19 protein-coding genes and 2 pseudogenes are annotated in these 21,511 nt (G+C 61.9%); 16 read left to right on the top strand and 5 right to left on the bottom strand.

The features are described 5' to 3' along the window. Positions 1-39 precede the first annotated feature (39 nt). From ACRHIG_RS00535 to ACRHIG_RS00500, 8 genes and pseudogenes are all read left to right on the top strand, one after another. A complete protein-coding gene (locus tag ACRHIG_RS00535) occupies positions 40-1,050 on the top strand; it encodes a KpsF/GutQ family sugar-phosphate isomerase (RefSeq protein ID WP_489629081.1) in 1,011 nt (336 codons plus the stop codon). After that, on the top strand, positions 1,050-1,583 hold the full coding sequence (locus ACRHIG_RS00530) for a KdsC family phosphatase (protein ID WP_489629080.1): 534 nt from the start codon (positions 1,050-1,052) through the stop codon (positions 1,581-1,583). The genes ACRHIG_RS00535 and ACRHIG_RS00530 overlap by 1 nt, the downstream gene beginning before the upstream one ends. 42 nt (positions 1,584-1,625) lie before the next feature. Next, entirely contained in the window at positions 1,626-2,237 is a 612-nt protein-coding gene (gene lptC, locus ACRHIG_RS00525; protein ID WP_489629079.1) for an LPS export ABC transporter periplasmic protein LptC, read from the top strand. Positions 2,238-2,262: 25 nt separating this feature from the next. Next, the gene (lptA, locus tag ACRHIG_RS00520) at positions 2,263-2,844 is read left to right on the top strand and encodes a lipopolysaccharide transport periplasmic protein LptA (protein WP_489629078.1); all 582 of its coding nucleotides are present in this window, start codon (positions 2,263-2,265) and stop codon (positions 2,842-2,844) included. Further along, positions 2,844-3,599, top strand: coding sequence for an LPS export ABC transporter ATP-binding protein (lptB, locus tag ACRHIG_RS00515; RefSeq protein WP_034753325.1), 756 nt, complete (start codon positions 2,844-2,846; stop codon positions 3,597-3,599). The genes lptA and lptB overlap by 1 nt, the downstream gene beginning before the upstream one ends. A gap of 4 nt (positions 3,600-3,603) precedes the next feature. Beyond that, positions 3,604-5,081: pseudogene (locus ACRHIG_RS00510) on the top strand (RNA polymerase factor sigma-54). Positions 5,082-5,149: 68 nt separating this feature from the next. Beyond that, positions 5,150-5,509: a ribosome hibernation-promoting factor, HPF/YfiA family gene (gene hpf, locus ACRHIG_RS00505; RefSeq protein ID WP_436497672.1), complete on the top strand. Its 360-nt coding sequence runs from the start codon at positions 5,150-5,152 to the stop codon at positions 5,507-5,509. A gap of 136 nt (positions 5,510-5,645) precedes the next feature. After that, positions 5,646-6,730, top strand: a pseudogene (locus tag ACRHIG_RS00500) (3-hydroxyisobutyryl-CoA hydrolase). Here ACRHIG_RS00500 and rapZ read toward each other — a convergent pair. From rapZ to ilvA, 5 genes are all read right to left on the bottom strand, one after another. Then, the gene (gene rapZ / locus ACRHIG_RS00495; RefSeq protein WP_139092210.1) at positions 6,731-7,594 is read right to left on the bottom strand and encodes an RNase adapter RapZ; all 864 of its coding nucleotides are present in this window, start codon (positions 7,592-7,594) and stop codon (positions 6,731-6,733) included. A 166-nt stretch (positions 7,595-7,760) separates the two neighbouring features. Continuing rightward, positions 7,761-8,696: an HPr(Ser) kinase/phosphatase gene (gene hprK, locus ACRHIG_RS00490; protein ID WP_034753337.1), complete on the bottom strand. Its 936-nt coding sequence runs from the start codon at positions 8,694-8,696 to the stop codon at positions 7,761-7,763. Positions 8,697-8,732: 36 nt separating this feature from the next. Next, on the bottom strand, positions 8,733-9,215 hold the full coding sequence (locus ACRHIG_RS00485) for a PTS sugar transporter subunit IIA (RefSeq protein ID WP_034753339.1): 483 nt from the start codon (positions 9,213-9,215) through the stop codon (positions 8,733-8,735). A 343-nt stretch (positions 9,216-9,558) separates the two neighbouring features. Beyond that, the gene (gene queF, locus ACRHIG_RS00480) at positions 9,559-10,401 is read right to left on the bottom strand and encodes an NADPH-dependent 7-cyano-7-deazaguanine reductase QueF (RefSeq protein WP_489629077.1); all 843 of its coding nucleotides are present in this window, start codon (positions 10,399-10,401) and stop codon (positions 9,559-9,561) included. 119 nt (positions 10,402-10,520) lie between these two features. Next, positions 10,521-12,056, bottom strand: coding sequence for a threonine ammonia-lyase, biosynthetic (ilvA, locus tag ACRHIG_RS00475; RefSeq protein WP_034753344.1), 1,536 nt, complete (start codon positions 12,054-12,056; stop codon positions 10,521-10,523). 201 nt (positions 12,057-12,257) lie between these two features. Here ilvA and ACRHIG_RS00470 point away from each other — a divergent pair, with 201 nt between their 5' ends. The 8 genes from ACRHIG_RS00470 to ACRHIG_RS00435 all read left to right on the top strand — a co-directional run bounded on the left by ACRHIG_RS00470 (position 12,258) and on the right by ACRHIG_RS00435 (position 21,376). Next, the gene (locus ACRHIG_RS00470; RefSeq protein ID WP_046682119.1) at positions 12,258-12,749 is read left to right on the top strand and encodes a YqaA family protein; all 492 of its coding nucleotides are present in this window, start codon (positions 12,258-12,260) and stop codon (positions 12,747-12,749) included. Between the two features lie 258 nt (positions 12,750-13,007). Further along, the gene (locus ACRHIG_RS00465; RefSeq protein ID WP_475417119.1) at positions 13,008-17,048 is read left to right on the top strand and encodes a DUF3683 domain-containing protein; all 4,041 of its coding nucleotides are present in this window, start codon (positions 13,008-13,010) and stop codon (positions 17,046-17,048) included. Further along, positions 17,045-17,497 (top strand): HIT family protein, encoded by a 453-nt coding sequence (locus ACRHIG_RS00460; RefSeq protein WP_489629076.1) that lies wholly within the window; start codon positions 17,045-17,047, stop codon positions 17,495-17,497. Before ACRHIG_RS00465 ends, ACRHIG_RS00460 begins: the two co-directional genes overlap by 4 nt. A gap of 9 nt (positions 17,498-17,506) precedes the next feature. Beyond that, positions 17,507-17,956, top strand: a complete 450-nt coding sequence (locus ACRHIG_RS00455) for a gamma-butyrobetaine hydroxylase family protein (RefSeq protein ID WP_489629075.1) — start codon at positions 17,507-17,509, stop codon at positions 17,954-17,956. Positions 17,957-18,053: 97 nt separating this feature from the next. Next, positions 18,054-18,398: a YciI family protein gene (locus tag ACRHIG_RS00450; RefSeq protein WP_489629074.1), complete on the top strand. Its 345-nt coding sequence runs from the start codon at positions 18,054-18,056 to the stop codon at positions 18,396-18,398. Between the two features lie 2 nt (positions 18,399-18,400). Then, positions 18,401-19,642 (top strand): RNA polymerase sigma factor, encoded by a 1,242-nt coding sequence (locus ACRHIG_RS00445; protein WP_489629073.1) that lies wholly within the window; start codon positions 18,401-18,403, stop codon positions 19,640-19,642. 29 nt (positions 19,643-19,671) lie between these two features. After that, positions 19,672-20,406, top strand: a complete 735-nt coding sequence (gene ubiE, locus ACRHIG_RS00440) for a bifunctional demethylmenaquinone methyltransferase/2-methoxy-6-polyprenyl-1,4-benzoquinol methylase UbiE (RefSeq protein WP_034753359.1) — start codon at positions 19,672-19,674, stop codon at positions 20,404-20,406. A 31-nt stretch (positions 20,407-20,437) separates the two neighbouring features. Next, on the top strand, positions 20,438-21,376 hold the full coding sequence (locus ACRHIG_RS00435) for a Tim44 domain-containing protein (RefSeq protein ID WP_489629072.1): 939 nt from the start codon (positions 20,438-20,440) through the stop codon (positions 21,374-21,376). Positions 21,377-21,511 lie beyond the last annotated feature (135 nt).

The following is a 21,511-nucleotide window of genomic DNA, read 5'->3' as shown; positions in this document are numbered from 1 at the left end:
GTTTATACTTTGGGCATGAGTGTAACCCATGAAAAAACAATGCTGAAAGCTTTTGATCGAATTGACATGCAAGCGACGGCCGAGCGCGCCGTCGCGCTGGCCCGCACCACCTTGCAGATCGAGTCCGACGCCATCGTTGCGCTGCACGCGCGCCTGGCCACGGACGACAGCGTGGGCCGCGCCGTGGCGCTGTTGCTGCAGTGCAAGGGGCGTGTCGTCGTTTCCGGCATCGGCAAGTCCGGCCATATCGCGCGCAAGATTGCCGCCACCCTCGCTTCCACCGGCACGCCGGCCCTGTTCGTGCATCCGGCCGAAGCGGCCCATGGCGACCTGGGCATGGTCACGTCGGACGATGCTTTTATTGCCATCTCGTACTCGGGCGAATCGTCCGAGCTGATGGCCATCATGCCCGTCGTCAAGCGCATGGGCGGCGTGCTCATTTCCATGACGGGCAAGCCGAACTCCAGCCTGGCGCAGCTGGCCGATGTGCACCTGGATATTTCTGTTGAGAAAGAAGCCTGTCCGCTGAACCTGGCGCCGACGGCCAGCACCACCGTCACCCTGGCCCTGGGCGACGCGATCGCCGTGGCCTTGCTCGACTTGCGCGGCTTCAAGGAAGAAGATTTCGCCCGCTCGCACCCGGGCGGCGCCCTGGGCCGCCGCCTGCTCACGCACGTGCATGACGTCATGCGCAGCGGTGAACGGGTGCCGCAGGTGCCGGTGGAAGCTTCGCTGCTGCAGGCGCTGGAAGAGATGACGAAGAAGGGCATGGGCATGACGGCCGTCGTCGATGCGGACAACCGCCCCGTGGGCGTGTTTACGGATGGCGACTTGCGCCGCATGTTCGAGCGCGTGCAGGATTTCACGCAAGTGGCGATCCGCGACGTCATGCATGCGCAGCCGCGCAGCATCGCGCCCGAGCGCCTGGCCGTCGACGCCGTGGCCGTGATGGAACAGTTCCGCATCAATCAGATGCTGGTCGTCGATGCCGACGGCAAGCTGGTGGGCGCGCTGCATATCCATGATCTGACGCAAGCGAAGGTGATCTGATGGACAGCGTAGCGGACAACCTGGCGCGCGCCGCCAAGGTCAGACTGATGATCTTTGACGTCGATGGCGTGCTCACCGACGGCAGCCTGCACTTCGGCCCCGATGGCGAAATGATGAAAACGTTTAATGTGTATGATGGCCTGGGCATCAAGCTGCTGCAGGAATCGGGCGTGCAGACGGCCATCATCAGCGCGCGCCGCTCGGCCATCACGGCGCGCCGCGCGCAAGACCTGGGCATTACCCATGTGCACCAGGGCGGTCACGACAAGCTGACGCCGTTTCGCGAACTGCTGGCGCTGACGGGCTTGACGGAAGAGCAATGCGGCTACATCGGCGACGACGTCATCGATGCGCCCATCCTGCGCCGCGTGGGCTTTGCCGTCAGCGTGCCGGGCGGGCGTCCGGAAGCGCAGGGCCTGGCGCACCATGTGACGCAGGCCGGCGGCGGCCGCGGCGCGGTGCGCGAGATCTGCGAATTCCTGCTGCGCGCCCAGGACAACTATGCGCGCGTCATGGCGCCGTTCCTGGAGTGAGGCGCGCCTTGCCGCCAGTGACCTTTGAAAGAGTGAAGCCCTATGCGTAAGCCAAGAGGCGCCCATCGCTGGCGCATGATTTTTACCGTGCTGGGCGCGGTTGTCGTCGCGCTGGGCAGCTTCTGGCTGCTCGAAGTGATGAACAAGAATGGCCAGGACATCAGGGCCAGCAAGCATCTGGACGAGCCCGACTATTTCATCACCAATTTCAGCCTGGTGCGCATGGATTTGACGGGTAAACCCAGCTATATCGTGTCGGGCACCAAGCTCACGCATTATCCGCTCGACGATTCGTCCGATATCGACCAGCCCTTCGTGCGCAAGCTGACGCCCGGCATGCCGCCGCTGAACATGAATGCGGAACTGGCGCATATCGACCAGGATAATACCCGGCTGCAACTGCACCGCAAGGTCGTGATCGATCGCGCGGCCAGTCCGAAGGCGCAGAACCTGACCGTGAGGACGGAAGCGCTGACGGTGTTTCCGGACGAGGAAAGAATGGAAACGGACGTGCCGGTCGATATCCTGACGGGTACTTCGCGCCTCAATGGCATCGGCATGAAGGCCAATAACGCCACCGGCGTGGTGGAAGTGCAAAATGCGCTGCGCATGGTCCTCCCGCCGAAACCGCGCCCGGCCGCGGCGGCAAAATGACAGAATGAAACAAGGAAACCATACTATGAAGAACATCTTGCTGTTGAGCGTATTTTCTCTGGCCATGATGGGCGTGGCGCATGCCGAGAAGGCCGATTCCGAGAAGGAAGCCGTCATCACGGCGCGTAGCGGCCACGTCGATGACGTCAAGCAGATCCGTACCCTGACGGGCGACGTCGTGCTGGTCAAGGGCACCCTGACCATGAAGGCGGGCCGGGCCCTGATCACGGAAGACCCGCAAGGCTACCAGTTCATTACCTTCTGGGCCGATCCCGGCAAGCTGGCCACCTTCCGCCAGAAGCGCGATGGCGCGGGCGACCTGTGGGTCGAAGGCGAAGCGGAGCGCGTGGAATACGACAACAAGACGGAAGTGGTGAAACTGTTTACCCGGGCCAAGCTGACGCGCCTGGAGGGCACGAAAGTGACCGACGTGGCCAATGGCGCCTTCATCTCGTATGACAGCCGCAAGGAAGTGTTTGCGATGGAAAATTCCAACAGCGGCACCAGCACCCCCGATGGCGGCAGCGTGCGCATGGTGATCCAGCCGAAGACCAAGGCGCCCGCGGCGGAGAAAGCGCCGGCCACGCCTGCGCCAGGAACGAAATAATGGACAATACTCGTTGCGGCAGTACCCTGATCGTTCGCGGGCTGCAAAAAACCTATGGCAAGCGGCAAGTCGTGCATGACGTGTCGCTGCAAGTCGAATGCGGCGAAGTGGTGGGGCTGCTGGGCCCGAACGGCGCCGGCAAGACCACGTCGTTCTACATGATCGTCGGCCTGGTGCCGTCCGATGGCGGCAGCATCGATATCAGCGGCGTGGACATTTCCAGCCTGCCGATCCACCGCCGCGCGCAGATGGGCCTGTCGTACCTGCCGCAGGAAGCGTCCGTGTTCCGCAAGCTGACGGTGGAAGACAATATCCGTGCCGTGCTGGAAATCCAGACCGTCGAAGGCCGTCCCCTGAAGAAGGCCGAGATCGAGGAGCGCCTGGATAAACTGCTGGCCGACCTGCAGATTGAAAAGTTGCGCGAGAACCAGGCCCTGTCCCTGTCGGGCGGCGAGCGCCGCCGCGTGGAAATCGCCCGCGCGCTGGCCACCGATCCCCGTTTCGTGCTGCTCGACGAGCCCTTCGCCGGCGTCGATCCGATCGCCGTCATCGAGATCCAGCGCATCGTGCGCTTCTTGAAGGAGCGCAATATCGGCGTGCTGATCACCGATCATAATGTGCGCGAGACGCTGGGTATTTGCGACCGTGCCTACATCATCAACCAGGGTTCGGTGCTGGCGTCGGGACGCCCCGACGACATCATCGCCAACGAGTCGGTACGCCGGGTCTATCTGGGCGAACACTTCCGCATGTGAGCCAATGAAACAATCATTGCAGCTGCGCACTTCGCAGCATCTGGCACTGACGCCGCAGTTGCAGCAATCGATACGCCTGTTGCAATTGTCTACCCTGGAATTGCACCAGGAACTCGAGCAGCTGCTGACGGACAATCCCTTGCTCGAGCGCCTCGACGATCCGCTCGACCGTTCGCTGCGCCTGCTGTCCGACGGGGCCTTGAGTTCCACGGCCGCGCCGGCCGAAGCGCCGCCCCAGCCGCCAGGCCAGGAGGCGCCCGCAGCGCCGGCCGAAGCGGAAACGTTTGACGGCGAGGGGGCGACGGCGCGGCCGCCGCGGATGGCGGCGACAGCGACTGGAGCGAGGCGAGCCGGGGCAAGGCGCCCGACGACGAAGATTCCCGTCCGCAATTGGAGGCCCACCACTGCACCCTGCGCGAGCACCTGATGGAGCAGATGCGCGTGACGGTGCTCGAGTTGCGCGACCGCGCGCTGGTCGAGCTGATCATCGACGCGCTCGACGACAATGGCTATCTGGAAGAGTCGCTCGACGACATCCTGGCGCGCCTGCCGGAAGAGCTGGAAATCGACGCCGACGAGATGCGCACGGCCTTGTCGCTGCTGCAAAGTTTCGATCCGCCGGGCGTGGGTGCGCGCAATGCGTCCGAATGCCTGGCGCTGCAGATCAAGCGCTTGCCGCACGTCGCCATGGTGACGCGGCGCATGGCCCTCGTCATCGTGGAAAAGCACCTGGCCTGGTTTGCCCAGCGCGATTTCAACAAGCTGAAGAAAGCCCTCGATTGCGACGAGGAAGACTTGCGCGAGGCGCAGACGGTGATTCGCCAGTGCAATCCGCACCCGGGCGCCGTGTTCGCCTCGGACGTGTCCGACTATGTGGTGCCCGACGTCGTCGTCAAGCGCGCGCGCAATGGCTGGCAAGTCACCCTGAACAACGACGTCATGCCGCGCCTGCGCGTCAACGCCATGTACGCCAACCTGCTCAAGCAGGGCAAGGGCGAGGGCGCCATGGGCGCACAGTTGCAGGAAGCCAAGTGGCTGATCAAGAATATGCGCCAGCGCTTCGACACGATCCTGCGCGTGGCGCAGGCGATAGTAGAAAGGCAAAAGAACTTTTTCTCGCATGGGGCCGTTGCCATGCGCCCCCTTGTGCTCCGTGAAATAGCTGATACACTGGGTTTACACGAGAGTACTATCTCGCGGGTAACAACTCAAAAGTACATGCTGACCCCGCACGGCATGTTCGAGTTGAAATATTTCTTTGGTAGCCACGTCGCCACCGAAGCGGGGGGCGAAGCGTCATCGACGGCGATACGGGCATTGATCGTGCAACTGACAGGAGCAGAAGACCCTAAAAATCCTTTATCCGACAGTAAGATTGCGGACATGCTGGGGGAACAAGGCATGGTGATTGCGCGACGTACTGTTGCCAAATACCGGGAAGCATTGAAAATTCCGCCAGTGAGCCTGCGTAAGTGTTTGTAAGTTTTTTCGGTTCCTCTGCGGGCCGGATAGGATGGACCGCACGAACCCGATCATCTTTAGGAGTGTGTATGAATCTCACCATCAGCGGACATCATCTCGAAGTGACACCAGCCATCCGTGAATACGTACAAACGAAGCTGGAGCGCGTGAAACGTCATTTCGATCAAGTCATCGATATCGCCGTGATTCTGACCGTGGATAACCTCAAAGAGAAAGAAAAACGTCAAAAGGCCGAAGTCAACCTGCGTCTGAGTGGCAAAACCGTCTATGTGGAAAGCCTGGCGCAAGACCTGTATGCCGCGATCGATGCCCTGATCGACAAGCTCGATAGGCAAGTGATGAAATACAAAACCAAAGTGCAAGGGCACGGTAAAGAGGCGATCAAGCATCTGCCAGACAACTCGGAAGAAGAATTCGCCGCCGCCTAAGCGGCCTGCGACTTTCAACCGGTTGTGATCAACTAAGGGCGCACATTGCGCCCTTTTTTGCGCCCGTCCCTGTCGAACGCAATGTTCCCCGCGCAGGCGCTAGAATGTTGGCACTTTCACTTCTTTCCATCCTGCCATGAGCGACTTTGTCCAGACCTCCATCCGCCACCGCACGGGGCACATCGTGCTCGACCGCCCGAAAGCCTTGAATTCCCTGTCGCTGGAGATGGTGCGCGCCCTGAACGCGGCCTTGCTGGCCTGGCGCGACGACCCGCAGGTGGATGCCGTCGTGATCCGCTCCAGCAGCGAGAAAGCCCTGTGCGCCGGCGGCGACATCCGTTTCTTTTACGATGCGGGCCTGGCCACGCCGCAAGGCGGCAGCGCCCAGCTGGAAGATTTCTTTACGGAAGAATATGCTTTAAATCATCTGATTCACTTCTACCCGAAACCGTATATCGCCGTGATGGACGGCGTGGTGATGGGCGGCGGCATGGGCGTGGCGCAAGCCGGGCCCGGCAACCGCCTGCGCATCGTCACAGGCCGCACGCGCATGGCCATGCCGGAAGTCAATATCGGCCTGTTCCCCGACGTGGGCGGCAGTTACTTTCTTTCCCGCCTGGCGGGCCGGCTGGGCCTGTACCTGGGCTTGACGGGCTTGACGATCAACGCGGCCGACGCCCTGTACACGGGCCTGGCCGATGTGTATCTGCCCGAGGCGCAGATGGGGGCGTTGCTGGCCCTGTTCGAGTCCACGCCGGGCGAGGCCTTGCCGGTCGCCATCAAGGCGCTGGCGGCGCCCTTCCAGGCCGAGGCGGGCGCTTCCCCCTGGCCGCGGCGCGCGCGGCGCTGGACCGCCACTTCAGCGCGGGTTCGGTGGCGGCCATCATGACCTCGCTGGCGCAGGACGACAGCGCGTTCGCCGCGAAGGCCCTGGCGGCCATGCGCTTGCGTTCGCCCTTGATGATGTGCGTGACCCTGGAGTTGCTGCAGCGGGGCGCCCATCTGGGCGTGGCCGATTGCCTGCGCATGGAACGCAGCGTGGTGCGCCACAATTTCGAACATGGCGAAGTGCTCGAAGGCGTGCGCGCGCTGGTGGTCGACAAGGACAATGCGCCGCGCTGGAACCCATCAAGCCTGGACGAGGTCGATGCCGGCATGGTGGCGCGCTTCTTTGCCCCCGTCTGGCCGGCGCAAGCGCATCCGCTGCGCCACCTCGACTGATTAAGAACGCTCGCGGTGGCGCAGCACTACCCGCTCGTTGGGGCCGAAGTATTGCGCCAGCCGCTCCGCCATGTACACGGAGCGGTGCTGGCCGCCCGTGCAACCGAGAGCCACCGTCAGGTAGCTGCGGTTGTCGGACTTGAATGACGGCAGCCATTTCTCGATGAAGGCGCGGATGTCGGCCAGCAGTTCCAGCGCGCTGGGCTGCGCGTCGAGAAAGGCGATCACGGGCGCGTCGCGGCCGTCGAGCGGGCGCAGCGCCAGGTCGTAATAGGGATTGGGCAAGGCCCGCACATCGAAGACGAAATCGGCATCGAGCGGCACGCCCAGCTTGAAGGCGAACGATTCGAAAAACAGGGTCAGCGGCGCGCGTTCGGAGGCGACGATATCCTTGATCCAGGCACGCAGCTTGTTGGCGCTCAGTTCCGAGGTATCGATCACATGGCCCAGCTGCTCGATGGCCGACAGGCGTTCGCGTTCTTCCGAGATGCACTCGATCAGGGTGCGGCGGCTGGCCGGATTCTGGTTCGGGCGCAATTCGTGCGACAGGGGATGGCTGCGCCGCGTTTCCGAGAAGCGCGCCACCAGCGAATGCGTGGTGGCTGTCAGGAACATGACCTTGACGTCATGCCCCTGGTCGCGCAACAGGGCTACATTGTGCGGCAAGCTGACGAGCGACTCGGCGCTGCGCGCATCGACGGCCACGGCCAGCTGCGGCGTGCCTTCGTCAAGCAGGGTTTGTACCAGGCTCGGCAGTAAGGCCGGCGGCAGGTTGTCGACACAATAGTAGCCGGTATCTTCCAGCACATTGAGCGCGACGGATTTACCGGAGCCGGATATTCCGGTGATAAGGACGATATGCATAGCCCGATCATACAATAAAGGACGGCACTGCGCTCCCGAGGCAATTATCTTTACAAATTATTGCAATTTGGACTGTGGTATTTCTTTGCTGCACGCGCCAACATTGTCGTCGGATTACGCGGGGCCTTGCCCCACCTCGGCGGCCCCGCTAATCCGACCTACGTTGTTAATCGCCACTCATGGCGAGGCGTTGCCGCTCCATGAACTCCTGCAAGGTATCGATGCCGCGCAGCTGCAGAATCGTGTTGCGCACGGCCGCTTCCAGCAGCACGGCGATGTTGCGGCCGGCGGCGACGGGGATGACGACCTTGCGCACGGGCAAGCCCAGCACGTCTTCCGTGGGGAACAGGAAGGGCAGGCGCTCGACTTCTTCCTCCAGCGCGTTGCGGCGCACCAGGTGCACGATCAGTTTCAGGCGCATCTTGCGGCGCACGGCCGTTTCGCCAAAGATGGCCTTGATGTCGAGTAAACCCAGGCCCCGCACTTCCAGCAGGTTTTGCAGCAGGGGCGGGCAGCGGCCTTCGATCATGTTCGGCGCGATGCGCGAGAATTCGACGGCGTCGTCGGCCACCAGGCCGTGGCTGCGCGAAATCAGCTCCAGCCCCAGCTCGCTCTTGCCCAGGCCCGAATCGCCCGTGATCAGCACGCCCACACCCAGCACGTCCATGAACACGCCATGCATGATGATGCGTTGTGCCAACTTTTTCGACAGGTAGACGCGCAGGAAGTCGATCACTTGCGCAGCCGGCAGCGGGGTCGAGAACAGGGGGATGTTTTGCTCGTCGCAGATGGCGAGGATGTCGGGCGGCGTTTCCAGCCCTTGCGCGATGATCAGCGCGGGCGGACCGCCGGCGATCAGTTCGCCGATCACGTGGGTGCGCGTGTTGACCTTCAGGCGCTGGTAGTAATTGATTTCCTGGTGGCCAAAGACCTGGATGCGGCCCGGATGGATCAGGTTCAAGTGGCCCACCTGGTCGGCGGCCGACGAGACGTCGCCCGAGATCAGGCGTTCGCCGCCGGGGAAGCCGGCGAACCAGCCCAGTTGCAGACTTTCACGATTATCGTCGTACAGGCGTTGTATCGTCAGCGGCGTTTGCAACATGGCAGTCTTCTTCAGGAGTGGAGGAATACCTGAAGTTTAACCCGCCGCTTGCAGACTGGGTTGCCAATTGACGATGCGCGAATGCACGGATTTCGGTTCCGGATCCGTGGCCAATGCCGTGCGGAAGGCGTCATCGGAAAACATTTCGGCGATTTCCGACAGGATTTCCAGATGTTGCTGGGTGACATGATCGGGAATCAGCAGGAAAAACAGCAGATTGACGGGTTTGCCATCGGGCGATTCGAACGGAATCGGCTCGGCCAGGCGCACGAAGGCGCCCAGCGGCGATTTCAAGGTCTTGCTGCCCTTGACCCTGCCATGCGGCACGGCCACGCCATGGCCCAGACCCGTTGAGCCCAGGCGTTCGCGGGCAAACAGATTGTCCGAGACGGTAGAGCGGGCGATGCCGTAATTGTTTTCGAAGATCAGGCCGGCTTGCTCGAAAGCGCGCTTCTTGCTGGAGACTTCCAGGTCCAGAAGGACGTTTTCGAGAGATAATATTTTGCTAAGATTAGTCATGACACTCAATGAAATGGTGCAATGCGCAGAGGGCTTGCGAGCCGAATTATAGGCCTGTTTTCGCGGCCTGTAACGCCAATTCTCAACAGTATACGCCCGCCGCGGGCGCAGTGGGCGCTATAGCCTATGTGGCCATCATTTTAGCAAAAAAATAACATCGGCGCACATCGGCTATTTCTTGATTAAAAACACGCCGCGCGCCGGTTTTTCCGCCGCCGAATGCCGATTTTCCGATTTTTCAGCGTCTTTGACATGCTCTGCGGCACTACTGCAACGTTGTTTTAAAACACAGCCAACATTCCTGTTGGCATGGTTTTGGGGTGTTGCGCGGTGTTGCCTAGCGTTACTGGCGCGCATTGCGCAGATTGCCCGGCATCGCTCCCGTGCTGAAGTTGCTGCGCCAGGGATTGATGTCGAGGCCGCCGCGGCGCGTATAGCGCGCATACACGGACAGTTTTTGCGGTTTGCACTGGCGCAAGATATCAACAAAGATGCGCTCCACACATTGCTCGTGGAATTCATTGTGTTCGCGGAAACCGATCAGGTAGCGCAACAGGCTTTCCTGGTCGATCTGCGGTCCCGCATATTCGATCTGCACGCTGCCCCAGTCCGGCTGTCCCGTCACCAGGCAATTCGATTTGAGCAAATGTGACACCAGTTTTTCTTCCACCGGCGCTTCATCGAGCGCCGCCTTCAAGAGCTGCGGCGAGGGTGTGTATTGCGTGATTTCCAGGTCCAGGCGGTCGAGCAGCACGCCGTCGAATTCGCCCATTTTCAGTTTGCCGAAATCTTCCTGCAAGGTCAGCTCCACTTGCACGGGCGCGCCGAAGCCCTTCGATAAATCCTGCTTGAGCAAGATCAACAGGGCTTCCGGGCTGTCCAGCTTGGTCTGGTTGAACGAGTTCAGGTACAGCTTGAACGATTTCGATTCGATGATGTTGGGCGAATCGGCCGGCGCGCTGACCTTGGCAATCGCCACCTGCGGCTTGCCGCGCTGGTTCAGCCACGACAGTTCGTAGGCATTCCAGATATCGAGGCCGAAAAACGGTAATGTACCGGGCAGTTCCAGCTCGTCGCGCTTGCCCTGGCGCGGAATCGGAAACAGCAATTCCGGCGCGTAATCGGTGCGGTAGGCGGAGCTTTTGCCCAGGGGAGATTGTTCGGCGAGGTCGTTGGTGGTGGTCATGGTGGCGTGGCTACAAATTCTGTGAAGGGTGAATGGTAGCTTATTTCAACCCAAGGGCAGGACCGGGGTCAGACCCGACGGGTCTGACCCCAGCATTTGCAGTAGGGTTACTTGCCAATTTAACCCAGGAACAGCTTATACACGGGATTGCTGCTTTCATCCCAGTAACGATACCCCAGGGTATCGAGGAAGCGGGCGAATTCTCCCATTTCATCGGGCGGCACTTGCAGGCCGATCAGGATGCGGCCCACGTCGCCGCCCTGGCTGCGGTAATGGCACAGGGAAATATTCCAATTCGGCGCCATGCTGTCGAGGAAGCGCATCAGCGCGCCCGGGCGTTCGGGGAATTCGAAGCGGTACAGCAGCTCGTCCTGCGCCAGGCGGCTCTTGCCACCCACCAGGTGGCGGATGTGCGACTTGGCCAGCTCGTCGTGGGTCAGGTCCAGGGTCTTGAATTCGTGTTCCTCGAAGGTCTTCGCCAGCACGCTTGATTCATGCCGGTCGGCAATCTGGATGCCGACGAACACGTGCGCGGCTTTTTCATCGCTGATGCGGTAATTGAATTCCGTCACGTTGCGCGCGCCGATCAGCGAACAGAAACGCTTGAAGCTGCCCCGCTGTTCGCGCATGGTGACGGCAAACACGGCTTCCCGGAATTCCCCCAGCTCGGCCCGTTCCGCCACAAAACGCAAACGGTCGAAATTCATGTTCGCGCCGCTGGCGATCGTGACCAGGGTTTCATTGTTGACGGGGTGCTTGGTCAGGCTGGCCCGTTCCACGTAGGCCTTGGCGCCGGCGATGGCCAGCGCGCCGGACGGCTCCAGAATGCTGCGCGTGTCCGTAAACACATCCTTGATGGCGGCGCAGATGGCGTCCGTGTCGACCGTGATGATTTCATCGACATACGCCTGCACCAGGCGGAAGGTTTCCTCGCCGGCCAGGCGCACGGCCGTGCCGTCGGCGAACAGGCCCACGTCGTTCAGGGTCACGCGTTCGCCCGCCTTCAGCGAGCGGGCCATGGCGTTCGAATCGACGCTTTGCACGCCGATGATCTTGATGTCGGGGCGAATCTGTTTCACGTAGGCGGCAATGCCGGCGATCAAGCCGCCGCCGCCGATAGGGGCGAAGATGGCGTGGATGGGCCCGGCGTGCTGGCGCAGGATTTCCATGCCGATCGTGCCCTGGCCCGCGATCACGTCCGGGTCGTCGAACGGGTGCACGAAGGTCAGCTTCTGTTCCTTTTCCAGGGTCAGCGCGTGATTGTAGGCATCCGTGTACGACTCGCCGTGCAGCACCACTTCCACGTTCACGCCGCCGCGCCCCTTGACCGCCTCGACCTTCACCAGCGGCGTGGTAGTGGGCATGACGATGACGGCGCGGCAACCCATGCGGGCGGCCGACAGGGCCACGCCCTGGGCATGGTTGCCGGCCGAGGCGCAGATCACGCCGCGCTTGCGTTCCGCTTCGCTGAGCTTGGACATCTTGTTGTAGGCGCCGCGAATCTTGAAGCTGAACACGCTTTGCATGTCTTCGCGCTTGAAGTAAATCTGGTTGTTCAGGCGCTGCGACAGGGCAGGTGCCAGTTCCAGCGGCGTTTCGGTGGCGACGTCATAGACGCGGGCGGTCAGGATTTTCTTGAGGTAGTCGATGTTCATAGTCTGCAAGCAAGTGATTCTGGGCCAGAAAGGGTCTGGAGCGTGTCGGTCGATAGCGGCGGCGCGGCGGCGGATAGCCTGGCGACAATAATGCTTTGTGGAACTGCGGGCGGGTCTGCCTTTGCCAGCCGGCGCGATGTGTGCGGCGCCCAGGCTGCTCTTCATTATAATGGAGAGCCTTACCGCATCGCGAAGTGTTCCATGATCGAATCCGCAATCGCCTGGCTGCTGCAGCTGATCGCAGCACCGGAAGTCGGGCTGACATCGGTCTTTCTGATCAGCTTTATTTCCGCCACCCTCTTGCCGCTCGGCTCGGAGCCGGCCGTGTTTGCCGTCATCAAGGCCAATCCCGCGCTGTTCTGGGCCGCCATCGGCGTCGCCACCCTGGGCAATACCCTGGGCGGCATCGTCGACTACTGGCTGGGCTACCGGGCCAAGCAGGCGTTCGCCAAGGAGCGCGACACGCGCTGGTTCCGCTGGCTGGCCCGCTATGGCGCCAAGACCATGCTGCTGGCCTGGCTGCCTCTCGTGGGCGACCCCCTGTGCACCCTGGCCGGCTGGCTCAAGCTGCCGTTCTGGCCCAGCGTGGCCTACATGGCCATCGGCAAATGCGCGCGCTACCTGACCATGACGGGCTTGCTGCTCTACGTCCCCGATGGCGTATGGCACCGGATTGGTCAGATGCTGGCTTGAATGGGACGGCCTGCAACGCCAATTCACCCCGTTTTCGGGCAGTTCGATAGTTTGCGGCAAAGTGAGATTATTGGTATTTTTGCGTCAAAAAATCCAGGGGACTGGTTTTTTATTCATGCAAAAGAAGACTTTTCCATATTTGCTATGGTACTGGATGAGGTGCTTAAACCTTAGGCTGCCTAAGGCTGTTCCCGCATGGTGCGGCGCAATAAGATAAAATGGGTCTTTAGGGTCCAGTCCACATCGTCACCACACTCCATGAACGCTCCCGCACAAATCCAAGCTTTACTGGCAGAAACGCCGAATGGTCCCGCAGCAAGCCGCCTGCGCGAAATCCCGTATAACTACACGTCGTTTTCCGATCGCGAGATCGTCATACGCCTGTTGGGGGAGGACTCCTGGCGCCTGCTCGACGAGTTGCGCGGCGCCCGCCAGACGGGTCGTTCGGCCCGCATGCTGTACGAGGTGCTGGGCGATATCTGGGTCGTGCGCCGCAATCCCTACCTGCAGGATGACTTGCTCGACAATCCGAAGCGCCGCCAGGGCTTGATCGACGCCTTGCATCACCGCCTGGCCGAAGTCGACAAGCGCCGCCTGTCCATCGATGCGGCCGGCGGCGACGTGGCCGCCAGCGGCGAAACGCCGGAAGTGGCGCAGGCGCGCAGCCATAACGTGGAGCTGCTGCTCAAGGCTGCCAGCAAGGCCGTGGCCGATTTTGGCGACGAATTCCGCAAGACCTACGATTTGCGCAAGCGCACGGTCAAGGTGCTGGGCCGCTACACGGAAAAACACAATGTGCGCTTCGACGGCATGACGCGCGTGTCGCACGTGACGGACGCCACCGACTGGCGCGTGGAATACCCGTTCGTCGTGCTCACGCCCGACACGGAAGAGGAAATGGCTGGCCTGGTCAAAGGCTGTATCGAGCTGGGGCTGACCATCATCCCGCGCGGCGGCGGCACCGGCTACACGGGCGGCGCGATTCCATTGACGCCGATGTCGGCCGTCATCAACACGGAAAAACTGATTACCCTGGGCGCCGTGGAAATGACGGTCTTGCCGGGCCTCACGCACGAATATGCGACGATCCATTCGGGCGCGGGCGTGATCACGAACAAGGTGTCGGAAGCGGCGGAGAAGGCCGGTTTCGTGTTTGCCGTCGACCCCACCTCGGCGCATGCATCTTGCATCGGCGGCAACGTTGCCATGAATGCGGGCGGCAAGAAAGCCGTACTGTGGGGCACGGCGCTGGACAACCTGGCCTCGTGGCGCATGGTCGACCCGAACGGCGACTGGCTCGAGGTCACGCGCCTCGACCACAACCTGGGCAAGATCCACGATATCGCGCTGGCGCGCTTCCAGCTGGAATGGCGCCACCCCAGCACGCGCGACGCGACGAAACCGAGCGCGCCGTTCAAGACGGAAATTTTGGAAATTCCTGGCCGCAAGTTCCGCAAGGAGGGCCTGGGCAAGGACGTCACCGATAAATTCCTCGCCGGCTTGCCGGGCATCCAGAAAGAAGGCTGCGACGGCCTGATCACGTCGGCGCGCTGGATCTTGCACAAGATGCCGAAGTTCGCCCGCACCGTCTGCCTGGAGTTCTTCGGCCAGGCGCGCGACGCGATCCCGTCGATCGTGGAAATCAAGGATTACCTGGACGGCTTGCCGGCGAAAGGCGAGCAATACACGAGCATCCGCCTGGCGGGTCTCGAACACCTGGACGAGCGCTACCTGCGCGCCGTCGGCTACGCCACCAAGTCGAAGCGGGGCGTGTTGCCGAAGATGGCCCTTTTTGGCGACATCGTCGGCGACGATGAAAACGCCGTCGCGCAAGCGGCCTCGGAAGTGGTGCGCATCGCCAATACCCGCGTGGGTGAAGGTTTTGTGGCCGTCAGCCCGGAAGCGCGCAAGAAATTCTGGCTCGACCGTGCCCGCACGGCGGCGATCGCCAAGCATACCAATGCGTTCAAGATCAATGAAGACGTCGTGATCCCGCTCAACCGCATGGGCGAATATACGGATGGCATCGAACGCATCAATATCGAGCTGTCGATCAAGAATAAACTGCAATTGGCGGAGGCCCTCAGCGAATTCTTTGCCAAGGGTAATTTGCCAGTAGGCAAGAGCGACGATGCATCGGATGACCGCGTCGACGATGCGGAAATGCTGGGCGACCGCGCCGAGCAGGCGCAGCAGTTGCTGGCGCAAGTGACGGCACGCTGGACCTATCTGCTGGCCCAGCTGGACCGTCCGCTGGTCGATGTGAAAGGCGAACTGGCTGAACTGGGTATGGAGCGCTTGCTGCCCGTGTTCGATGTGCGCCTGGAAACGCAGCCGAACGCCACCCTGTTCGACGTGGTGCAGGACCGCACCGTGCGCATCACGTGGAAGCAGGAAATCCGCGCCCAGCTGCGCCAGATCTTCAATGGCGCCGCCTTCAAGCTGATCCTCGACGAGGCCACGGCCATCCACGCGCGCATCCTGCGTAGTCGCGTGTTTGTCGCGCTGCACATGCATGCGGGCGACGGCAACGTGCACACGAACTTGCCCGTCAACTCGGACAATTACGAAATGCTGCAGGACGCCCACCAAGCCGTGGGCCGCATCATGATCCTGGCCCGCTCGCTGAATGGCGTCATTTCCGGCGAACACGGTATCGGCATCACCAAGCTGGAATTCCTGACGGAAGAAGAGATCGGCGACTTCCGCAGCTACAAGCAGCGCATCGATCCGGAAGGCCGTTTCAACAAGGGTAAATTGCTGAATCTGCCAGGCATGGGCGCCGACTTGCGCAATGCCTACACGCCATCGTTCGGTCTGATGGGCCATGAATCGCTGATCATGCAGCAAAGCGATATCGGCGCCATCGCCGACAGCGTCAAGGACTGCTTGCGTTGCGGCAAGTGCAAACCCGTATGCTCGACCCACGTGCCGCGCGCCAACTTGCTGTATTCGCCGCGTGACAAGATCCTGGCCACCTCGTCCCTGATCGAAGCCTTCCTGTACGAAGAACAGACGCGCCGCGGTATTTCCATCAAGCATTGGGAAGAGTTCGAAGACGTGGCCGACCACTGCACGGTCTGCCATAAATGCGTCACGCCTTGCCCCGTGAATATCGACTTCGGCGACGTGTCGATGAACATGCGCAATTTGCTGCGCAAGATGGAGAAGAAGAGCTTCAATCCGGGCACCAAGGCGACGATGATGTTCCTCAACGCTACCGATCCCGTGACCATCAACGCCACGCGCCAGGTCATGATCGGCTGGGGTTACAAGGCGCAGCGCCTGGGCCATGATCTGTTGAAGAAGTTTGCCAAGAAGCAAACCAAGGCGCCGCCGCCGTCGACGGGCAAGCCGCCCGTCAAGGCGCAGGTGATCCACTTCATCAACAAAAAGATGCCGGGCAACCTGCCGAAGAAATCGGCGCGCGCGCTGCTCGACATCGAAGACGACAAGGTCATCCCGATCATCCGCAATCCGAAGACGACGACGGCCGATACGGAAGCCGTGTTCTACTTCCCCGGTTGCGGTTCGGAACGTTTGTTCTCGCAAGTGGGCCTGGCCACGCAGGCGATGCTGTGGGAAGTGGGCGTGCAGACGGTCTTGCCACCGGGCTACCTGTGCTGCGGTTATCCGCAGCGGGGCGCGGGCGAGTTCGACAAGGCCGAGAAGATGATGACGGATAACCGCGTCCTGTTCCACCGCATGGCCAACACGCTCAATTACCTGGACATCAAGACGGTGCTCGTGTCGTGCGGCACCTGTTACGACCAGCTGGCCACCTACCAGTTCGAGAAGATTTTCCCCGGCTGCCGCATCATGGATATCCATGAGTATTTGCTGGAGAAAAACGTCAAGCTGGAAGGCGTGAACGGCACGCGCTATATGTACCATGAGCCATGCCACAATCCGATGAAGCTGCAGGAATCGGGCAAGACCATCAATTCCCTGATCAGCACGGTAGACAACGTGAAGATCGAGAAGAATGACCGTTGCTGCGGCGAATCGGGTTCGCTGGCCGTCACGCGCCCCGACATTTCCACGCAAGTGCGTTTCCGCAAGGAAGAAGAGATGGTCAAGGGCGCTGACAAGCTGCGCGGCGACGGTTTCACGGGCGACGTGAAGATCCTCACCAGCTGCCCGTCGTGCCTGCAAGGCTTGTCGCGCTACAATGATGATTCGGGCACGACGGCCGACTACATCGTCGTCGAGATCGCCAAACACTTGCTGGGAGAGAACTGGATGCCGGATTACGTGAAACGCGCCAATGACGGCGGCATCGAACGGGTGCTGGTGTGACGTCCTCGACCTGTGATCTGTGCAACTTGCTCGATGGCTTTGCCAACAAGCAGGGCTGTGAGGCCTTGCTGTGGCGCAGCGAGCGCCTGTCCGTGGTGGCCGTCGACGACCCTGCATATCCCGGCTTTTGCCGCGTGATCTGGAACAAACACGTGAAGGAAATGACGGATCTCACGCCGGGCGAGCGCAATTACGTGATGGAAGTCGTGTGGCAGGTCGAACTGGCCGTGCGGGAAGTGATGGCGCCGGAAAAGGTGAATGTCGCCAGTTTCGGCAACATGACGCCGCACGTGCACTGGCACGTGATTCCCCGCTACCGCGACGACGCGCATTTCCCGAACCCCAGCTGGGCCGTGGTGCAGCGCGAGACGGCGCCCGAGGTGCTGGCCGCGCGCCGCGCCCTGTTGCCGGCCTTGCGCACCGCCATCCTTCAACGTTTATCCGCATAAAGTATTGTCATGACTGAAAAAGCAGCAACACCCCAACCCACCGGCTTGACCGTGCACAACCAGTCGCGCGTGCTCGACGTGGCTTTCGACGACGGCAGCACATTTGCGCTGCCGTTCGAATACCTGCGGGTGTATTCGCCGTCGGCCGAAGTGCAGGGCCATGGCAAGGGCCAGGAAACCTTGCAGTTAGGAAAACGCCTGGTCGGTATCACCAGCCTGGAGCCGGTCGGCAACTACGCCGTGCAGCCCACTTTCAGCGATGGCCACAATTCCGGCCTGTACACCTGGGCCTATCTGTACAAGCTGGGCGCGGAAAAGGACAAACTGTGGCAAGCCTACCTTGACCAGCTGGCGGCGGCCGGCTACCCGGGCGACAGCGGCCGCGACGCCAAGGCCGACATGACGGTCAAGCAATCTTCCGGCCACGTCCATGGCCCCAGCTGCGGGCATAAACATTAAGCTAAAAAAATAATGCTGTAATCTTGTCGGATTGCCGCCGCCCCGTTCGTCGTATGGATGCCCGCGCTTGCGGGCATTTTTCTTTGGAGAACAGACTATGGAATACATGATCCTGCTCTACGCCGACGAGGCGCGTTTTGAAGCGATGGAGGAAGGGCAGATGGCCAGCCTGATGGCCGAGTTCGCAAGTTACACGCAGGCACTGGACGCGGCCGGCGTGCTGCGCGGCGGCGCCGAGCTGGCGCCCGTGCGCAGCGCCACCAGCGTGCGTGTGCGCAATGGCAAGCCTGTCATCACGGATGGGCCGTTCGCGGAAACCAAGGAGCAGCTGGGCGGCTACTATCTGCTGGACTGCGCCAATCTGGACGAGGCGCTGGCCTGGGCCGGGCGTTGCCCAGTGGCATCCCTGGGCACCATCGAAGTGCGGCCCGTCATGGCGTGAGCATGGGCGGCGACGCCATTGCGGCCGTCGAGCATGTCTTTCGCCAGGAAAAGGGCAGGGTGTTGGCCGGCCTGATGCGGCGCTTCGGCGACCTGGGCCTGGCGGAAGATGTGTTGCAGGAAGCGTGCCGCAAGGCGCTGGAACTATGGCCGCAGGCGGGCATCCCGTCCAATCCCGCCGCCTGGCTCAGCTCGGTGGCGCGCAATGCGGGCCTCGACCATGTGCGCCGCGCGGGCAAGAGCGTCAGCGAGGCCGAGGCCGTGCTGTCCTGCCTGCCGGCCGCCATGCTTGATGAAACGCAAGCCATCGAGGACGACCGCCTGCGCCTGCTGTTCATCTGCTGCCATCCCGCGCTGGCGCCCGAGGCGCAGGTGGCGCTGGCTTTGCGCACCCTGTGTGGCCTGTCCACTGCTGAGATCGCGCGCGCCTTCGGCGTGGCGGAAGCGGCCCTGTCGCAGCGCCTGTTGCGCGCCAAACGCAAGATCGCCGAAGCGCGCATTCCCTTCGATTTGCCGCCGGAGCAAGAATTGCAGCCCCGGCTGGCACAAGTCATGCACGTGATTTATTTGGTCTTCAGCGAAGGCTATTGCGCCAGCGGCGGCGGCACCCTGCTGCGCGCGGACCTGTGCGTGGAAGCGCTGCGCCTGGGGCGGCTGCTTGACAGCCTGCAGTCCGGCCAGCCGGAAGTGCAGGGGCTATTGGCCCTGATGCTGCTGCAGGCGTCGCGCGGTCCTGCCCGCCTGTCGCCGGAAGGTAACTTGCTAACGTTGGAAGAGCAGGACCGCGGCCTGTGGGATGCGGTCCTCATTGCTGAGGGACTGGCGTTGCTGGAACAGGCCTTGCCGGCGCGCGCGCCAGGGGTATATCAGCTGCAGGCCGCCATTGCCGCCTTGCACGCCCAGGCTCCCACGGCCAGTCAGACGGACTGGCGCCAGATCCACGCCCTGTACGGCGCCTTGCTGCGGCATAAGCCGGAACCCATGATCTTGCTCAATGCCGTGATTGCCTGTGCCATGGCGCATGGCGCCGAACACGGCCTGGCGTGGCTGGCGCGGCTGGAAGCCGTGCCCAGCCTTGTCAACTCGCATTACCTGCACGCGGCCCGGGCCGACCTGCTGCGCCGCCAGGGCGACCGGCCCGGGGCGCTGGCCGCGTATGCGCGGGCAGCAATGCTGGCTTCGAATGCGGTGGAAAGGCAATACCTTCTCCGGCGTCACGGGGAAATGCGCCTGCCGCTTGTATAATGCATGCAAGTTCAAACAGACTGCCTACCATGACCAATACGACCCATTTCGGATACAAAACAGTTGCAGAAGACGACAAAGTGCGCGAAGTCGCCAAGGTGTTCCATTCCGTCGCTGCCAAATACGACGTGATGAACGACTTGATGTCGGGCGGGCTGCACCGTCTGTGGAAGACGTTCACCATCGCCAACGCGGGCGTGCGCCCCGGTTTCAAGGTGCTCGACATCGCCGGCGGCACGGGCGACCTGTCGAAGGCATTCGCCAAGCAGGCGGGCCCTACCGGCGAAGTCTGGTTGACCGATATCAATGAATCGATGTTGCGCGTGGGCCGCGACCGCCTCTTGAATCGCGGCTTGCTCACCCCCACCTTATTGTGTGACGCGGAAAAACTGCCATTCCCCGATAACTATTTCGACCGCGTCAGCGTGGCCTTTGGCCTGCGCAACATGACGCACAAGGACGTGGCGCTGGCGGAAATGCGCCGCGTGCTGAAGCCGGGCGGCAAGCTGCTGGTGCTGGAGTTTTCCAAGGTGGCGGCGCCCCTGCAAAAGCCGTACGACCTGTATTCGTTCTCCGTCTTGCCGTGGTTTGGACAGAAAATCGCCGGCGACGCGGAAAGCTATCGCTACCTGGCCGAATCGATCCGCATGCATCCGGACCAGGAAACCTTGAAGACCATGATGGAAACGGCGGGCCTGGAGCGCGTGCAGTACTACAATTTGACGGCAGGCATTGCCGCTTTGCACACCGGTATCAAGATGTAATGCATCAACGTTGGTGATTTTAGGAGATGGAATGAAATTGAAGAAATTTATGGTCGGCATGATGCTGGCCGCGACCACGGTATCCATGCTGGGCGAGGCGCTGGCCCGTCCCATGGGCGGTGGCCGTTCGTTTGGCCGTCAGTCGCAAAACGTGGGCCGCCAGGCGCCCGCACCGGCACCAACCCCGGCGCCGGCCGCCGCGCCACGCCAGGCGCAACCTGCGCCGGCTCCCGCACCGGCACCGGCCGCCAAGGCGCCGAGCCGCTGGAAAGGCTTGCTGGGCGGCGCACTGCTGGGCCTGGGTCTGGGCGCGCTGCTGTCGCATTTTGGCCTGGGCGGCGCCCTGGCCAGCATGATCAGCACCCTGCTGATGGTGGCCTTGCTGGCCGGCGTGGCCTTCTTCATCTACCGCATGGTGCGCGGCAAGCGCGACAGCAACGCCGGCAATGCGCCGTTCGCCGGCTTCGGCAACCAGCCTGCGCCGGCCGGCAACGTGCCCGACATCGGTTCGCGCATCCCGCCGCTGCCGCCGCTGCAACCCGTCTCGTCCGGCGTCGGCCTGGACAAGCCGGCACCGGCTGCCGCGCCATGGGGCGTGCCAGGCGACTTCGACAAGGATGCCTTCCTGCGCCACGCGAAAAGCAATTTCATTCGCCTGCAGGCGGCCTGGGACAAGGCTGACGTCAACGATATCCGCGAATTCACGTCGCCGGAAGTGTATGCGGAACTGCGCATGCAAATCCAGGAACGGGGTGCGCAGCCGGACTTTACGGACGTCGTCACCATCGATGCCGAACTGCTCGGTATCGAGACGAGCGTCAACGATTACCTGGCCAGCGTCAAGTTTACGGGCCTGATCCGTTCGGCGCCGGGCGCCGCGGCCGAACCGTTCGCGGAAGTGTGGAATATGTCGAAACCCGTCAGCGGCAACAGCGGCTGGGTCCTGGCAGGCATCCAGCAATTGAATTAATTGTCAAAACTTGCTGAATAATGGCTTAAGTCCATGCGGAATGCATGATGCTTGACAGATATTTCCTGCTGAACTGGTAAGATCGAAACCGCCCGCGTTGTTGTACGGGCGGTTTTTCATTTTTAGGGGCGCGTT

The sequence above is a fragment of the Janthinobacterium sp. C22 genome, assembly GCF_057919405.1.
This window is presented reverse-complemented; position numbering and strand designations above follow the sequence as displayed.

What these genes read in the sequence shown, in the direction of transcription:
- rapZ (WP_139092210.1), bottom strand. Translation starts at nt 7,594, where the DNA reads ATGCATATCGTCCTTATCACCGGAATATCCGGCTCCGGTAAATCCGTC.
- hpf (WP_436497672.1), top strand. Translation starts at nt 5,150, where the DNA reads ATGAATCTCACCATCAGCGGACATCATCTCGAAGTGACACCAGCCATC.
- lptC (WP_489629079.1), top strand. Translation starts at nt 1,626, where the DNA reads ATGCGTAAGCCAAGAGGCGCCCATCGCTGGCGCATGATTTTTACCGTG.
- ACRHIG_RS00470 (WP_046682119.1), top strand. Translation starts at nt 12,258, where the DNA reads ATGATCGAATCCGCAATCGCCTGGCTGCTGCAGCTGATCGCAGCACCG.
- ACRHIG_RS00445 (WP_489629073.1), top strand. Translation starts at nt 18,401, where the DNA reads ATGGGCGGCGACGCCATTGCGGCCGTCGAGCATGTCTTTCGCCAGGAA.
- ACRHIG_RS00450 (WP_489629074.1), top strand. Translation starts at nt 18,054, where the DNA reads ATGGAATACATGATCCTGCTCTACGCCGACGAGGCGCGTTTTGAAGCG.
- ACRHIG_RS00530 (WP_489629080.1), top strand. Translation starts at nt 1,050, where the DNA reads ATGGACAGCGTAGCGGACAACCTGGCGCGCGCCGCCAAGGTCAGACTG.
- lptA (WP_489629078.1), top strand. Translation starts at nt 2,263, where the DNA reads ATGAAGAACATCTTGCTGTTGAGCGTATTTTCTCTGGCCATGATGGGC.
- ACRHIG_RS00485 (WP_034753339.1), bottom strand. Translation starts at nt 9,215, where the DNA reads ATGACTAATCTTAGCAAAATATTATCTCTCGAAAACGTCCTTCTGGAC.
- ubiE (WP_034753359.1), top strand. Translation starts at nt 19,672, where the DNA reads ATGACCAATACGACCCATTTCGGATACAAAACAGTTGCAGAAGACGAC.
- hprK (WP_034753337.1), bottom strand. Translation starts at nt 8,696, where the DNA reads ATGTTGCAAACGCCGCTGACGATACAACGCCTGTACGACGATAATCGT.
- ilvA (WP_034753344.1), bottom strand. Translation starts at nt 12,056, where the DNA reads ATGAACATCGACTACCTCAAGAAAATCCTGACCGCCCGCGTCTATGAC.
- ACRHIG_RS00535 (WP_489629081.1), top strand. Translation starts at nt 40, where the DNA reads ATGCTGAAAGCTTTTGATCGAATTGACATGCAAGCGACGGCCGAGCGC.
- ACRHIG_RS00465 (WP_475417119.1), top strand. Translation starts at nt 13,008, where the DNA reads ATGAACGCTCCCGCACAAATCCAAGCTTTACTGGCAGAAACGCCGAAT.
- ACRHIG_RS00435 (WP_489629072.1), top strand. Translation starts at nt 20,438, where the DNA reads ATGAAATTGAAGAAATTTATGGTCGGCATGATGCTGGCCGCGACCACG.
- ACRHIG_RS00455 (WP_489629075.1), top strand. Translation starts at nt 17,507, where the DNA reads ATGACTGAAAAAGCAGCAACACCCCAACCCACCGGCTTGACCGTGCAC.
- lptB (WP_034753325.1), top strand. Translation starts at nt 2,844, where the DNA reads ATGGACAATACTCGTTGCGGCAGTACCCTGATCGTTCGCGGGCTGCAA.
- queF (WP_489629077.1), bottom strand. Translation starts at nt 10,401, where the DNA reads ATGACCACCACCAACGACCTCGCCGAACAATCTCCCCTGGGCAAAAGC.